Source organism: Cyanobium sp. Tous-M-B4 (assembly GCF_024345395.1).
GTDB lineage: Bacteria > Cyanobacteriota > Cyanobacteriia > PCC-6307 > Cyanobiaceae > Cyanobium_A.
Genome location: NZ_JAGQBA010000007.1, coordinates 1 through 14,920 on the forward strand (window position 1 = coordinate 1; position 14,920 = coordinate 14,920).

At 61.2% G+C, this 14,920-nt stretch carries 16 protein-coding genes and 1 tRNA gene; 7 read left to right on the forward strand and 10 right to left on the reverse strand.

Annotated elements, in window-relative coordinates; translation table 11 throughout:
- Positions 1–419: 419 nt before the first annotated feature.
- Both petD and petB read right to left on the reverse strand, forming a co-directional pair.
- Positions 420–902 (reverse strand): cytochrome b6-f complex subunit IV, encoded by a 483-nt coding sequence (petD, locus tag KBY73_RS13105; protein WP_106632801.1) that lies wholly within the window; start codon positions 900–902, stop codon positions 420–422.
- Between the two features lie 89 nt (positions 903–991).
- Entirely contained in the window at positions 992–1,675 is a 684-nt protein-coding gene (petB, locus tag KBY73_RS13110) for a cytochrome b6 (RefSeq protein ID WP_254937534.1), read from the reverse strand.
- Between the two features lie 101 nt (positions 1,676–1,776).
- On the opposite strand from petB, the gene ctpZ reads away from it, so the two are divergent.
- From ctpZ to minC, 3 genes are read left to right on the forward strand one after another with little or no spacing between them, the layout of a single operon-like run.
- Entirely contained in the window at positions 1,777–3,003 is a 1,227-nt protein-coding gene (gene ctpZ / locus KBY73_RS13115) for a carboxyl-terminal processing protease CtpZ (protein ID WP_396097134.1), read from the forward strand.
- A 2-nt stretch (positions 3,004–3,005) separates the two neighbouring features.
- Positions 3,006–4,247, forward strand: coding sequence for an HD domain-containing protein (locus tag KBY73_RS13120; RefSeq protein ID WP_254937535.1), 1,242 nt, complete (start codon positions 3,006–3,008; stop codon positions 4,245–4,247).
- A gap of 57 nt (positions 4,248–4,304) precedes the next feature.
- Entirely contained in the window at positions 4,305–4,982 is a 678-nt protein-coding gene (gene minC / locus KBY73_RS13125) for a septum site-determining protein MinC (RefSeq protein ID WP_254937536.1), read from the forward strand.
- Here minC and KBY73_RS13130 read toward each other — a convergent pair.
- The 3 genes from KBY73_RS13130 to KBY73_RS13140 are packed head-to-tail and all read right to left on the reverse strand — an operon-like array spanning position 4,972 to position 7,131.
- On the reverse strand, positions 4,972–5,574 hold the full coding sequence (locus KBY73_RS13130; protein WP_254937537.1) for a chromate transporter: 603 nt from the start codon (positions 5,572–5,574) through the stop codon (positions 4,972–4,974). The two genes, minC and KBY73_RS13130, sit on opposite strands and share 11 nt — an antisense overlap.
- Complete coding sequence (locus KBY73_RS13135; RefSeq protein ID WP_254937538.1) at positions 5,571–6,122, reverse strand: chromate transporter; 552 nt, start codon at positions 6,120–6,122, stop codon at positions 5,571–5,573. Before KBY73_RS13135 ends, KBY73_RS13130 begins: the two co-directional genes overlap by 4 nt.
- Positions 6,115–7,131 (reverse strand): phospholipase D-like domain-containing protein, encoded by a 1,017-nt coding sequence (locus KBY73_RS13140; protein WP_254937539.1) that lies wholly within the window; start codon positions 7,129–7,131, stop codon positions 6,115–6,117. The genes KBY73_RS13135 and KBY73_RS13140 overlap by 8 nt, the downstream gene beginning before the upstream one ends.
- A 115-nt stretch (positions 7,132–7,246) precedes the next feature.
- Here KBY73_RS13140 and minD point away from each other — a divergent pair, with 115 nt between their 5' ends.
- The 4 genes from minD to KBY73_RS13160 all read left to right on the forward strand — a co-directional run bounded on the left by minD (position 7,247) and on the right by KBY73_RS13160 (position 8,744).
- Positions 7,247–8,065 carry a septum site-determining protein MinD gene (minD, locus tag KBY73_RS13145; protein ID WP_254937540.1) on the forward strand — a complete coding sequence of 273 codons (819 nt, stop codon included), beginning with the start codon at positions 7,247–7,249 and terminating at the stop codon, positions 8,063–8,065.
- Between the two features lie 5 nt (positions 8,066–8,070).
- Positions 8,071–8,385 (forward strand): cell division topological specificity factor MinE, encoded by a 315-nt coding sequence (gene minE, locus KBY73_RS13150; RefSeq protein WP_254937541.1) that lies wholly within the window; start codon positions 8,071–8,073, stop codon positions 8,383–8,385.
- Positions 8,386–8,424: 39 nt separating this feature from the next.
- A complete protein-coding gene (locus tag KBY73_RS13155; protein WP_254937542.1) occupies positions 8,425–8,637 on the forward strand; it encodes a response regulator transcription factor in 213 nt (70 codons plus the stop codon).
- Positions 8,638–8,672: 35 nt separating this feature from the next.
- Positions 8,673–8,744, forward strand: a tRNA-Thr gene (locus KBY73_RS13160).
- Positions 8,745–9,138: 394 nt separating this feature from the next.
- Here the strand turns inward: KBY73_RS13160 and KBY73_RS13165 are convergent.
- The 5 genes from KBY73_RS13165 to KBY73_RS13185 form a co-directional block, all read right to left on the reverse strand.
- Positions 9,139–10,578 carry an MFS transporter gene (locus KBY73_RS13165; protein WP_254937543.1) on the reverse strand — a complete coding sequence of 480 codons (1,440 nt, stop codon included), beginning with the start codon at positions 10,576–10,578 and terminating at the stop codon, positions 9,139–9,141.
- 1,484 nt (positions 10,579–12,062) lie between these two features.
- Entirely contained in the window at positions 12,063–12,230 is a 168-nt protein-coding gene (locus KBY73_RS13170) for a hypothetical protein (protein ID WP_254937544.1), read from the reverse strand.
- 12 nt (positions 12,231–12,242) lie between these two features.
- Entirely contained in the window at positions 12,243–12,854 is a 612-nt protein-coding gene (locus tag KBY73_RS13175; RefSeq protein WP_254937545.1) for an L-threonylcarbamoyladenylate synthase, read from the reverse strand.
- A complete protein-coding gene (gene prmC, locus KBY73_RS13180) occupies positions 12,844–13,740 on the reverse strand; it encodes a peptide chain release factor N(5)-glutamine methyltransferase (protein ID WP_254937546.1) in 897 nt (298 codons plus the stop codon). Before prmC ends, KBY73_RS13175 begins: the two co-directional genes overlap by 11 nt.
- A gap of 9 nt (positions 13,741–13,749) precedes the next feature.
- Complete coding sequence (locus tag KBY73_RS13185) at positions 13,750–14,904, reverse strand: DNA-processing protein DprA (protein WP_254937547.1); 1,155 nt, start codon at positions 14,902–14,904, stop codon at positions 13,750–13,752.
- Positions 14,905–14,920 lie beyond the last annotated feature (16 nt).

Consider the following 14,920-nt stretch of genomic DNA (forward strand, 5'->3'; position numbering starts at 1 on the left):
AGCGACTCAGAAAACTTACAACACCGTCGGCTCTCGCCTTCTTCGTCGTAAGCCTGCTCGCTTCCGGGGCTTCCCCCCTTGCGCGCAGTCCAAAAACATATCACCTCTGTTGCCCGGTTGGCAAGGACCCGTATCGAGCGCGACAGCGCACCAAGCCAAAACCATTGCGGCCAGGCATTTAGGCGCATTGCATTTGCCGCCTCCCCTCTGGGGCCGCTGCAGGCCCTTCAGCGCCATATGCGCAACAAGGTGGCTAAGTGGGGGACGCCACTGGGGCAGGGAGGCTCACAGAGCTCTGCTGGGGAAGGGCAAAAGCAGCTGAAAGAGCCTCACTTTCATGCCATAAAAAAGCCGCGACCGAAGTCGCGGCTTGACGAGGGCGCCTAAGCAGGGAGCCCAGGATGAATTGCTCTTAAATTTCAGAACAGACCAAGGGTGAGTGACTTGTCGATCGGCATAGCTGCGCCAATGCCGAGATAAATCGCAAACACCGTGCCGAACAAGAAGGTGGCCATGGCCACGGGCCTGCGGAAAGGATTCTGAAACTTGTTGAAACTCTCAATGAAGGGCACCAGCATCAGACCTAGGGGGATCATCGTCTGCAGGGCAATGCCCAAAAGCTTGTTAGGAACGACCCTGAGGATCTGGAAAACGGGATACAGATACCACTCAGGGAGGATCTCGAGCGGAGTTGCAAACGGATCGGCCTTGTCACCCAACATGGCCGGATCCATGACTGCCAAACCAACCATGCAACCAATGGTCCCGAGGATCACCACGGGGAACATGTAGAGGAGGTCGTTGGGCCAGGCTGGCTCACCGTAGTAGTTGTGACCCATACCCTTCGCCAACTTGGCGCGGAGCTTGGGATCGGTGAGATCGGGCTTCTTGAGGATGTGCATGGCAGCTGCCGGCAGCAGGGATCTTTTGAGGTGTTGGAGTGGAGCTTAAGGGGGAAGATTCGGGAAGCGAGAGGCCTCGAATCAATAGGTCACAAGGGACCAGAGATGCCCTGCTTCCGGATCATCAGGAAGTGCATCAGCATGAAAACGGCAAGCAGCCAAGGCATCACGAAGGTGTGCAGGCTGTAAAAGCGGGTCAGGGTTGACTGGCCAACACTCTCTCCACCACGGAGGAGCTCAACCATGAAATCACCAATGACCGGAACAGCCGCGGGGACTCCGGAAACAATTTTGACGGCCCAGTAACCGAGCTGATCCCAAGGCAAGGAGTAGCCGGTAACGCCGAAGGAAACCGTGATCACTGCCATGGTGACGCCAGTAACCCAAGTGAGCTCCCTTGGGCGCTTGAAACCACCGGTGAGGTAAACGCGGAAGACGTGCAGGATCAGCATCAGCACCATCATCGAGGCGCTCCAGCGGTGCACAGACCTGATCAACCAGCCAAAGCTGACATCGGTCATGAGGTACTGAACAGAGGCATAGGCCTCAGTCACCGTTGGCTTGTAATAGAAGGTCATCGCAAACCCAGTGGCGAACTGGATCAGGAAGCACACCAGGGTGATGCCGCCCAGGCAGTAAAAAATGTTGACGTGGGGAGGGACGTATTTCGACGAGATGTCGTCGGCAATCGACTGGATCTCAAGGCGCTCGTCGAACCAGTTGTAAACCGGGTTCGAAGCCTGTCCGGAGTTTCCAGCAGGAGTGTTCGCCATGCAGCTGGGAGGTTTGGTTGCGAGAGTCTACCGATGACCTCGAGCCGCTTGTGAGTGCCCCGCCCCTTAGGCCAGAGCCTTCTCAACCGTTTGCAACAGCCGTGAAAAACCGCTTGGCAACACTGCTGCAGCATTTGCTTGGCACCGTGCTGGCCCTAGCCCTGCTGGCAGCCAACTGCGCGACGGCCTTGGCCCTCAGCGATACCCAGCAGCTGGTGGTTGAGGCGTGGCGCCTAGTGAACCAGAGCTACGTGGATCCCGGACGCTTTGAAACGGTGCATTGGAAGCGGCTGCGCCAAAAAGCGCTCGAGCAACCAATCAACAGCTCAGGCGATGCCTACGACGCCATCGAATCAATGCTCACCCCCCTTGGGGATCCCTATACCCGCCTTTTGCGGCCTGCCGACTACGCCACCCTGCGCTCTAACACTCAGGGCACCGTGACCGGAGTGGGACTGCAGCTGGGCTTGCGCAGCGACGACCAAGCAATCGTTGTGATCGCCCCCCTGGACGGCTCCCCCGCCGCTGAAGCTCTGATCCCTAGTGGCGCCGAGGTGCTGCGGGTAGATGGCCAGGCCACTGAGGTTCTGGGGCTGGAACGCACCGCTGCCGCCCTGCGCGGCCCCGCCGGGAGCCGGGTGCTGTTGCAACTCAACATGCAAGGGCAGTCCCGGGAAGTGGAGCTCGAACGGCGAGAGGTGGAGCTGCGTCCGGTACGCAGCAAGCGGCTGCGGGTGGGAGATCACACCCTCGGCTACCTGCGTATCACCCAATTTTCTGAACCGGTGCCCCAGGACGTGCAGGAAGCCCTCGCCGATCTCAACAGCAAGGCGATCGAGGGGCTGATTCTTGATCTGCGCAACAACTCCGGCGGGCTGGTGAGCGCCGGCTTAGCCGTGGCCAACGACCTACTCAATGGCGAGCCCATCGTGGAAACCCAGGACCGTGATGGACTCAGCTCGCCCCAACAGGCCAACCCCGGCATGCTCTTCGATGGGCCGATGCTCACCCTGGTGAACGGCGGCACAGCTAGTGCCAGCGAAATCCTGGCGGGAGCACTTCAAGACAATGGCCGCAGTGAGCTGGTGGGAGCTCAAACATTCGGCAAAGGGCTGATTCAGACCCTGATACCCCTGGGCGACACCAGCGGCCTTGCCGTAACCGTGGCCCGCTACCTCACCCCCAGCGGCCGCGACATTCAGCACCAGGGAATCGCGCCGGATCTAGTGCTGCCCGAACCCGAACCCCTAGATCCCGGCGGTGAAGGTGACAGCTGGCTGGATGCCGCGGGCCGCTTGCTGGCCAGCAGGCTTGAAGCGACCCTCTGAATATGGGAGAGCGCACATATCACGATCCACTGCACGGGGCGATTCGACTCGATCGCAGCGATCCGGCCGAAGCCCTGGCCATCGACCTGATCGATTCCGCCCCCTTCCAGCGCTTGCGCCGAGTGCGTCAATTGGGGCCAGCCTTTCTGACCTTCCATGGAGCCGAGTCAAGCCGCTTCACCCATTCCCTCGGGGTGCTGCACCTAGCCCGACTAGCCCTGCAACAGCTGGAGCGCCGCCACCTTGAACTGGCGGAACATCGAGCCGTGCTCTACGCCGCGGCCCTGCTGCACGATGTGGGCCACGCACCCCTGAGCCACTCCGGCGAGGAGATGTATGGGCTGCACCACGAGACCTGGTCGGGACGGCTAATCCGGGAGCATCCGGCCTTGCGCGACCGCCTCGAAGCCCACGCCCCCGGCACGGCCAGCGTCGTGGCCGACCTGCTGGAGCACGGCCGCCACCCATGCCCGGCAATCAAGGCCCTTGTGAGCAGCCAACTGGACTGCGACCGGCTCGATTACCTAGTCCGCGATAGCTACAGCACTGGCACTACCTACGGCCGGCTGGATCTCGAGCGGATCCTGGCCGCCTTCACCTTGGCTCCCGATGGCCAGCTGGCGATCACCCCGAAGGGCCTGATGGCCGTGGAGCACTACCTGGTGGTGCGCAACCTGATGTATCGCAGCGTCTACAACCACCGGCTCAACGTGGTGTGCAACTGGCTGCTCAACCAGGCCATCGCCACCGCCCGACGCCTGGGACCAAAGCGAGTGTGGGCTGACCAGGTGATGGGCCGCTGGCTGTGGCACTGCGACGCTCTCGATCTGGAGTCATTTCTTGCCAACGACGACATCCGCACCGGCTACCACCTGATGCGCTGGATGGAAGAGGGCCCGGCCGAACTGCGGGATCCTTGCGGTCGACTGCTGGAGCGGCGGCTGCTCAAGGCCACCGATGTGAGTCATTGCAGCCCCGCCCAGCGACTGGAGCTCCTGGCTGCAGCGAGGCAGTTAAGCGAAGCGGAAGGCCTAAGCGCGGAAACCAGCTGCGGCCTGCAGCAGCGGCAGAGCCGCGGTTATCACCCCTATAAAGGCGGCCTGCGCCTTTGGGATGGCGAGCACCTACAGGCCCTAGAGCAGCGCTCAAGCCTGGTGCAAAGCCTCACCGTTGCAGTCGAGCTGGCCTGGCTGATCCATCCCGGTGAGGTGGCACCTAAGTTGCGCCAATTGCTGGGTCGCTGAGCGGGCATGGGGATAGGGATAGGGCCGGGAATGGAGTTTGAGCCTGCTCGGGGAGCCTTGTTGGTTGCAGACGAATCTGGGCGAGGCAGCCACCGGCTTGTACTGCCCGCCTCCTGCCAAACCCCATTACCCGCTCTGGTGCAACAAGCAATCGATAGTGGCGACCTGCTGGGTAAGGGGCCAATCGAGGGCCAGGTGCTGCTCGAGGCCGGGGCCTGGCGTATCGGCCTAAGCCAACTTGGCGAGCTGCAGCGCACCCTGGGGGGCCGGGGGCTTGAGCTGGTAACGATCTGCAGCAGTCAGCCCCACACCCACGTAGCAGCTGCGGGGCTGGGGATCTTGAGCCAGTGGCCTAATTCGGCTGCTCCTACGAGCCCCGCCAAACCAGAATCCGACCTGCAAGTGCATCAGGGCACCCTGCGCTCCGGCGACCATCTGGAGACATCGGGCAGCGTGCTGCTGCTTGGGGATGTAAACCCAGGCGCGCGGATTTCAGCCGCAGGCCACGTGCTGGTGTGGGGGCGATTGAGGGGTATGGCCCACGCCGGCTGCCAGGGCGACAACACCGCCCGCATCGTGGCCCTGCAGCTACGGCCGCTGCAGCTGCGCATTGCCGAAGCGGTTGCCCGGGGCCCCGAGGGCGCCCCCCCCGCCGGGTTTGCCGAAGAAGCTCGAATAGTGGCGGGCGCCATCCAAATAGACCCGGCCCAACCAATCTGGCCCCTTAGCGGTTGATTACACCCAGACCGCCCAGCACACCGGCCACCGCCATAAACCAGAGCGGCGAAATGCGGGTGCGCAACATCAGCACGCAAACCAGCACCGACACCACCACCCCAGCCCAATTGGTGTCAGCCGTGCGCATAATCTTGAGCCCCACGGCAAACAAAATTCCTAAGGTGATTGGCCCGAGGCCTCGCTCAAAGGCCACCCGCCATGGAGAGTGTTCGAGGCGCTTCCAACTAAGGCAGGCGATGACCATCAGCAAGGTAGAGGGCAAAAGGATCGCTGCTTCGGCGCCGTAGGCGGAGAGCAGGGCCCAGAGAGGCCCCTCCCGCCAGCCGGCCCCGAGCCCAAGCAAGCCCACCAACATTGAGCTGGGGCCAGGCGCCGCCTCCGCCAGGGCATAAAGATCGGCAAATTGGGTATTAGTGAGCCAGCAAAACTGGGCCACCGCCAAATGGTGATATTCCGCCAGCAGGGTGTTGCCACCGCCGAGTGAAAACAGCGACAGCGATAAAAACTGCCACAGCACCTGCACCAAGGTGCCCAAATCAGAGAGGCGCGCTGGCTCACACGCCACCGCCACGGCCAGCAGCCCACTCATGGATTGCTCTGCCGGCGGGGCCAATACCAAGCCATGGCCAAAGGCCCGGCGATCAACACCACTGGAATCAAGCGCTGGTCAAACAAGCTGAGTGCCAAAAAGACCACCGCAGCAAGCAACAAAGCAACCCGATCATTCCAATATTGATCAAGAATCTTGAATCCCATGGAAAGGGCCATCCCTGCTGCCGCAGCCACCACCCCGGCCAGCACCCGATCTACCGAGGGGATGGTGTGGAAATGGAAGTAGGCCAAACCCAGCCCCATCAACAGGCTGAAGGGGAGCAGGAGCATGCCGGCAAGGGCTACCAAAGCGCCTGGTAAACCGTGGAACTCGGCGCCGATGTACACGGCCATGTTGATCTGGTTTGGCCCCGGGAAAAGGCGGGCAACCGTGAGTCCAGTGAGGAATTGCTCGTTGGACATCCAACGGCGCTGCTCGACCACAATCCGCTGGCTCCAGGCCGACAGGCCACCACCAAAGGCCGAGAGCGCCACCTGAAGCATCCCCCAGAACAACTCAGAAAGGCTGGGGCGCGGCTCAGTCATGGACGAAGTGGGGATCCGGTGGCAATTCACCGTCCTCGTGTTGGCTGGGATCAAGTGGATCTGGAGCGTGATATTTCTTTGCCGCATCCCAGTCGGCCTGGAACGTGCTGCGCAGCCTCGCCACCACCTCGGGGGCATCGGATTCGATGCCGAGTTCGCGACGCAGATCAAATGCGCTGCGATCGATGTTCATCGAACCGGTCTGGGCGTAGGCACCGTCAACCAAAAGTAACTTGGCGTGCAGTTTTAGGTGCTTCTGCCGGCGCACCTTCACGCCAAAGCGCTCCATCACACGCAGTGAAGAGAAAGTGTCGTAGATGTCCCAGTCGGAAATGCCGTGCTTGCCACCACAGAGGAAGCGCACCTTCACGCCGCGCTCCCGGGCAGAAATTATTCTCTCCAAAATCACCGCATCCACAAATTTTGGGTGCTGAATCCAAAGGCTCTCAAGCGCCATATCGATGATCCTGGCCATTTGGCCGCGACTGTGAACGCTGCTCCACACCAGGCCCACAGTGAGATCGGGATGGAAAAAGCTGCGGTTCCAGTCGGCCTCAAAGCCAGCGATCACCTGCTCTACAACAGGCACCGCGTAGCTGACGACCCCGTAGTCACGGGTCTCAGTGAAGTATTTGTCGCTGAGGTTGAAGGTGGCAACCAGCACGCAGGTGGAATCCACTACCAGCGATTTCTCGTGGGTCACTGGAAAGGCTTCGCTGGTCCAGGCCACCTCAATGCCGCAGGCGCCGAGGCGCGCATAGGCCTCATCATTCCAACGGTCGCCGCCGGAAGTGTGTGGATTGAGCATCACCCGCACCTGCACGCCACGCTGCTGCGCCCGGATCAAGGCCTGCTCGATGGTCTCCGACTGCAACTTGAACTGCTTGAGCCGAAGTCTCTCCTGGGCAGCATCAATCAAGGCCACCACAGCCACTGGGCCGTCATCGGGCATCACCAGCAGCTGCTGGTGATGGTGCAGATGGTTAAGCCCGCCTGGGGTTTGAGTCATCCCTTCTCGGAGCCTGATCACCCCTTTTAGAGCAGCTGCCGCCAGTAGCAATGCCAGCCCCGATACCTGCAACTCAAGGCTTTGGCCTTAACCTGCCCTCAATCCAGCCTGTGCCGTGGCCGCCACGTCTACCCGCTACATCCTGATCTGCTCCGGCAAAGGAGGCGTGGGCAAAACCACCCTCACCGCCAACCTCGGCATTGCCCTTGCCAAGCAAGGTGCCCGCACCGCCGTGCTCGATGCCGACTTCGGCCTACGCAACCTCGACTTGTTGCTCGGCTTGGAAAACCGGATCGTTTACACAGCCCAGGAGGTGCTGGCAGAAACCTGTCGCCTCGAGCAAGCATTGGTAAAGCACAAGCAGGAGCCAAATCTGGCCTTGCTTCCCGCTGGAAATCCACGGATGCTCGAGTGGCTCCAGCCCGACGACATGCGCAAGATCGCTGCCATGCTTGGCGAGCATTTCGATTACGTATTAATCGATGCACCGGCGGGCATTGAGGGCGGCTTCAAGAACGCCATGGCGGCCGCAGGCGAAGCAATCGTGGTCACAACCCCGGAGGTTTCGGCCGTGCGAGATGCCGACCGGGTGATTGGCCTGCTCAACAGTGAAGGCGTTAAGCCGATCCAGCTTGTGCTGAACCGGGTGCGGCCAAAAATGATGGCAAATCAGGAGATGCTGGGAGTAAGCGATGTCACCGACATCCTGGCCCTGCCCTTACTTGGCCTAGTGCTGGAAGACGAACAGGTGATTGTGAGCACCAATCGAGGTGAGCCCCTCACGCTCACCGGCAATAGTTCACCGGCTGGCCGCGCTTACACGAATGTGGCTCGCCGCCTGCAGGGTGAAGAGGTGCCACTGATCGATCCGAGCAAAGAGCGCCAAGGGCTGCGGGCCACGATTGGGCGACTGATGCAAACCAAGATCTTCTGAAGCCGATGACCTTGCTTGATGTGATCAACAAACTGTTGGGGCGGCAGCCCGCCAGTGCCAACACGGCTAAGCAACGACTGCAGTTGGTGCTAGCCCACGACCGCAGCGACCTCAATCCCGAGCTGCTGCAACAAATGCGCCGGGAAATCCTTGAGGTTGTGAGTCGTTATGTGGAAATCGACTTTGAGGAAGGGGATGTGACCCTGGAAACGGAGGACCGAGTAACGGCCCTAGTAGCCAACCTGCCGATTCGGCGAGCCAAGCTGCCGGCTCCCGCCCCTATCTCTGAGCCAACCCTGGAGAGCGAGCTCAATTCCTGAGACAGTGTGGGAACGCTGAGGGGCAGCCGCACCAATGCCATGCCCTGTTCAACCGCCTTCGAGCATCCAGAACTCTCCGCCGCTGAGCGGCGTGTGCTCCAGCAATTGGAACTGGGCTACAGCAACAAAGCAATTGCCGCAGCCTTAATTCTTAGCAGGCGCACGGTCGAAAGCCATATGTCGAGCCTACTGGCCAAAACCGGCTGTCAAAGCCGCACCCAGCTGCTGCTCTGGGCGCTGGGTGAGCGATAAGCTCAATACATGGTTGCCGCATAGCGACTTCCATTGCCGGCTTAGCTCAGTGGTAGAGCAGCGCTTTTGTAAAGCGAAGGCCATCGGTTCAAATCCGTTAGCCGGCTTTTAGGTTCAGATCGGTTGCGGCAGTAAGGAACAGCGCCTGGAGCCCCGTAGGTTGACTAATGAATGGTTGTCAAGACATGGGGCCCGGGGGTACTAAGCGAAGCCCGTCCCTGGGAACTCAACTTGCATAGCTAGTCGGACAAAAGACAAGGCGTAAGCACCCCGCGACAATCGGGCCAGCCAAGTAGCCAGCCAGGGCCTTGAACCAAGCCCAGAACCCGACTGACTCCCCCCTTGTCTTTCTTCACGGCCCTTGATCGATTAAGTGCTGACGCCCACCTGATGGCGCATCAACGGGGTCTGGAATGTGCAGGTCATCTAGGTGAACCTGCGCCAGGGCAGCACAACCCATCCCGACATGGCCCTGCGGGCGATCACCACCGGCCAGCGCGATCAATGCAACCTTTCGAGATCGAGGCCCTTGGTTTCGATTCGGTAAAACCAGGTGATGGCGGCCCCCACCAGGGAGGTAATCGCCAGCAAGGGCAGCAGCCTCTGAGTGCCCCAATGGGTGAGTAAGACCGGGAAGAGAAAGGCTGTGATGACGGCGCCCACCTTGCCGGCGGCGGCGGCGACTCCGGCGCCCAGGCCCCGCAGCCGGGTGGGGAACACCTCCCCAGCAAGCAGGTACGTCTGGGAATTGGGGCCCAGGTTGGTCATGAATTGGAACAGCACAAAGCCCGCCACAATCAAGGGCAGGTTGTTGGCGCTCTCAGCGGAGCCGGCTCCGGCGGCGGCCAGAACCAGGCCTAGGGCACAGCCGATAAAGCCAAGGATCTGCAAGGGGATCCGCCCCCAGCGATCCGCCAAAACGATCGCCACACTGATCCCAACCAGGAAGGCCACATCGATCAAGGCCGTGCCCCGGGCAGCGAGCAGATCGTCACGGATTACGCTTACTACGTTGTGGTCGCCCGACTGCATGCCAAAGGCGGCGGCGATGATCACCGGGGTGAAGATACCGATGCCGTAGGTGGAGAGGTCTTGGAGGAACCACGGCACGGATGCCAGGGTGGTGGCCTTCAGCAGCCGGCCCTGAAACAGTTCTCGCCAGTCGGCGGGCTTGGAATGGTCTCGGATTGAACCATCAGAAGCGGACGCAATGGCAAGGGCAACGTCTTGGCGATTGAGCAAACGCTCCAGGTGGGTCTGTGCTTCTTCCACCTCGCCGCGGCTGATCAACCAGTGGCTGCTTTCGGGCAGAAACAGGCGGCCCCACACCACCAAAGCCACGGGCAACACCGGCATCAAATAGAAGATCCGCCAGGTTTCGAGGTCGGGGCGGCTCGCCAGCAGCACCGCCGCCAAGGCTGTTCCCACAACGGCTCCAACGGCCTGGAAGCTGAATGCTCCGAGCACCAGGCGGCCCCGGATGCTTGCCGGAATGCTCTCGGAAATCACCAGATGAGCCGTGGGATAGTCAGCGCCCAGGGCCAGACCGATCACAAACAGGCAGCCCACCAGCCAAGTGGTATTGGGGCTAAAGGCTGCTGCCACCAAACCAATCAGCAGCAACACCATTTCAGCGATGAAGACCGGCTTGCGGCCGAAGCGATCGGCCAGGCCGCCCAAGGCGAGGGCGCCAATCATGATCCCGAACAGGGTGGCGGCGGTCACAAAGCCGCGATCGGTGGCGCTCATGGCGAACTGTTCGCTCACCAGGGGCAGGGCGATACCACCCATGAAGACGATGAGCCCCTCAAAAAATTTTCCCGCCGTCGCCAGCGACCACACCAGCCACTGCATGCTGGAGAGGGGCGGGCCGGGCAACTCAGCACCGTCTTGCCAGCGAGGCACCTCCTCGATGTAAGCCTGGACGGTTTGCTGGTCCACGGACTCAGAACGTAAGCCTTGAGTATGGGCTGGACTTCACTGGCCGGCTTGTGTTCTGGGATTCCTGCCAGGCGAAATGGCACCGAAGCAATCGCCCAACAGAATCGGGAAGGCCGTGGCCGTTAGCCCCAGTGACTACCCATGGCCATCAGCATCCCCAAGCTCAGCGGTTTTAAATCCTTGGCCTTGACGGGCACCGAGGAAAAGTCGCGGCGTAGGCCATGCACAAGGGTCATGCCCGGTGGAATAGGCAGGACTTGATTTTTTCATTCGAAGCACGAAGTCTGCCAGCTCAGGCCTGTTGCCAGATGGGATGCACACTTAAATGCTCGACAAGAAGCGTCGCGTGGCATCCCTGACCGTAAATGATCGAGACAAGTCGATCAAATTTGCAGGGGCACAAAGTGCACGCGTTGAGGAGTAAAGATCGACTACGAGAACCTGAGACCAGCTTGTCTTGTCAAACTCCCTACAACAGCATCTAACCCTTCCAATCCATTGTTCGGGTCGGCATTAAAGGCAATTGCTCGAAGATAACGACGGCGAGATCCGCGCCAGTTGCAACGGCAGGGGATTTGCCTACTCGCTGCCGAGACGATCCAGGACATAGCTAGCCAGTTATATCCCTCGGACGGGACTTGATTCGATGTCAAGATGCGGAAGGATCCAACACTGATCATTCTTCTTTGTCAAGCAGCTCAGGAGAGATCTCAATCATCACCTCGCAGTGGTTCAACCATCCGTTGCCGACCAGAGTTCATCATCTCTGTGTAGGAAAGAGCCCTTGGCCGTTCCGGTTCGAAGTTAATAGTCTTTAGGCCTTCTCTTTGAGCCCTAGGCTTGCCTGCACTGAGTTTTCCAACCATCCATGCCACGGCCAAGGAAGCAACTAGAGCAACAAGGACTGTCATGGGCTCTCCGCAGATCTTGCCTGCCTAATTATGCAGCAGAAACAGGTGCCACCTGAAATACACAGAGCCAAGTTCACCAGTGCCAGGCACCTGGTTGACGGCTATGGCTACAGCTATCGCTATGGCGTTGAATTCAAATCAATCGACTAAGACAGCCAGCAGGTGATAAAAATATGTTAGGTCGACTATCTCGCCCCTAACCGACGCCTTAGGACATTCAAGCTTGTTCTCCGATTTCCCGTTTATGCCCTTAAAAGCAACGCATCACCACCTGCAGCGGCAGCTCCCAATGGCCATATCCTGGCTCTCGTAGCATTGGGCTCCCCCATGGTGAGCCCCGGAACCGCCCAGGCCCAAATAGCAACCGAGGCCAGCACCAAAGAGCAAGCCATCTTGGACAAGATCCGGCAACTCAAAGCTCCCCGCTGGAAAAACTTCGGCAGCTGTCGCTACGACTGGGGTGCTTGGCGCCTACCTCTATCGCAGCGGAAATAAAAACCAAAGTGGCGAAAACTTGATGCTGGCCAATCTGTACGCCACCGCCAAACCGTTAGTAGTCCAAACCCAGGCCCCCTAGGTTTCCCCCTGGGCTCGCCCAGCTAGAAGCCAGATACCAAGGGCCAGCAGTACCCAGGGCAAAAAGCTGAGCTCCATCAAGTCGGACAACACCTGCAGCAAGGGCTCCATAGCCCAATAAAACACTGCTACCGAGACCGCCACCACAACAATCAGAGCCCCCATGCCTACACGCTCCTAAATGCCTGGGGGCAGTAGAGCACCGGCTCGCAATACCCGCCAGCCTCCCTGGGCGCGCCAAGCAACAACCGTGCTGGCCTGACCTGCGCCGAGGGGCCAGGGGATCGGTGCCAGAAGCGGCACCCCTGGAAATTGCTGGGCAGCCTCCTGAGCTGTGCATGCGGCCGGACAGCCTGAAATGTTGGCGCTGGTTGTAGCCAAGGGGCCACTTAGCTGCAGCAAGGCCTGGGCTTCCGCACTGGCCGGCAGCCGCAGGCCCAGGCTCGACCCACCGGGATTGAGGGCCTCTGCCACCACTCCAACGGCAGGTAGCACCAAAGTGACCGCCCCAGGCCAGGCCCAGGCAGCCATCTCCAACCACTCAGAGCGCGGCGCTATGCCCAGGCAAGCAAACAGAGCTTCGGAGCTGGCCGCCATCAAAATCAAAGGCTTGTCTGCCGGGCGTTGTTTCAGGCGCCAAAGCTGGTTGGCCTGGCCAGGAGAAGCCGCCAGGGCTGGCAAGGTATCTGTGGGGAACAGGGCAGCTGAACCCTCAAGGAGCAATGCCGCCAGATCTGGTGGCTCCAAAGCTGGAGATGGAACCGGCAACAATCCAGGCTTAATGGTCATGGCAATCCCTACCCGATCCTGGCCAGCGAGCCGACGCAAAGCGCTCTACCCCCTCGAGATCCCCATGGGAGCGCACCTCTGCATATCCGGCAGCATTGAGTAGATCGATCACCGCATGGCTCTGATCGAAGTGATGCTCCATCAGCAGCAGACCACCAGGCGCAAGGGCCGCCGCCCCACCCGCCACTATTAGGCGCAGAGCGTGAAGTCCATCGACTCCGCCATCGAGGGCAATTACCGGCTCATGCTCTCTCACCCCGGGCTCCAAATCAGCCCAAACCGCTGTCGGTATGTAGGGGGGATTGCTCACCACCAGCTCAAACTGTCCCCACCAAGGGCTCAACGGCTGCCACCAATTGCCCTCCAGCAATTGCACCCGATTGGCAACGCCACCTGCCGCCAGATTAAGGACTGCCTGGCGAAGAGCCCCTGGGCTGCAGTCGACGGCCCAGCCGCGACTGGATGGCCAGGCCAGGGCCAAGGCCAGGGCCATACAGCCAGAGCCGGTGCCGAGATCGGCCCAACAGCCAGGGGCGGAAGGGGCCAGCTCCAGGGCCAGCTCCACCAGTAATTCCGTTTCCTGCCTAGGGATAAGCACTCCTGGGGCCACGCTGATTTCCAGGTCACGCCAGGGGCAGCGCCCCACAAGATATTGAAGCGGCTCGGCTGTATCGAGATGGCAGCTCCACATCGCCTCCAATTGGATGAGATCACAGGCAAGTTGAACCGGCAACTGAGGCTGAAGCCGCAGCTGCTGTTGAACCCGCCAGGGCAGGCCTCCCGCCAGATCCAGCAGCCAGTCGAGATCACCAGGGCTGCCGCCCAAGGCTAGTTGCTGTCGCCGCCAGGCCAACAACTGCTCCCCATCGAGCTGCCCATTCACCATGGCTTCAGGCTAGGCCGGACGCCAGCAAAGCCCAGGCTCAGCCCGCACCAGCCCCTGAAGCTCTAAGGCCAGCAAACGGGAGGCAAGGGAGGCCGCAGGCTCCTCCAGCATCAGGCAGAGCTGCTCAAGCGAAGCTCCGTGCCCCAAGGCTGTTATCAGCGCGGGATCGGCTGATCGCAGTAGCCCGTGGGCGGCCGCAGGAGCAGCGGGATCTGGCGACGCCAGGGGGCCAGGCCCTAGCTGGCGAATTAAATCTGCGGGCTCAAGCAGCACCGTGGCGTCTTGGGCGAGCAGACGATTGCTACCGGCAGCCGATGCCTTGCCAGCATCAGCCGGCACGGCCCAGACCGGCAACTCCTGCTGCATGGCGAGGGTGGCCGACTGGAGAGCCCCACTGCGCATAGGGCACTCGACCACCACCACCGCCCGAGCCAGGCCGACCTGCAGCCGGTTGCGAGCCGCAAAATGACCTGCCTGCACCGCAGTGCCCGCCGGCAACTCGCTCACAAGCAACCCCGCGGCACCTACCTCAGCCTGTAGCTGCTGATGGTGCCTGGGATAAACCCGCTCAAGGGGAGTGCCCAACACCCCCACAGGCCGGCCGCCCTTGGACAAGCAGCCCCGGTGTGCGGCTCCGTCGATACCTTCTGCGAGGCCACTCACCACCGGCCAACCCGCCTGGGCAAGGGCCGCACCGATGGCCTCAGCCATAGCCAACCCATGCAGGGAGGGCCGGCGCGTGCCCACGACCGCAATGGCCTGGCGGCGCCGAAGCAAGGGCCACAACCCGCCCTTACCCCTCCAATACAAGCGCAGAGGCGGCCGCGCCAAGGCGAGCAACTCGGGCGGGAAGGCCGGATCAGCCGGCACCAACACCCCCTTGCCGCCGCGCAGCTCTTGGCAGAGACGGGGCAAGGGATCGGGACCCCAGCGATCGCGATAACGCTGCAGCTGGCCGCAGCCCACCGCACCAAAACCGGCAAGGGCAGCAAAGGCCTCGAGCGGTGCGCCCCAGGCTGCCGCCCAGCCACAAAAGTTGTCCCGAATGGCAACCAGCCGCTGGGCGCCAATTCCCGGACAACCCGACCACAGCAGCCACCAAAGCCGCTGCTCCTGACTCCAACCGGCGCCATCGGCGCTCCGCAGCAGCCCCTGAATCGCCATACCACCTTCAGTACAG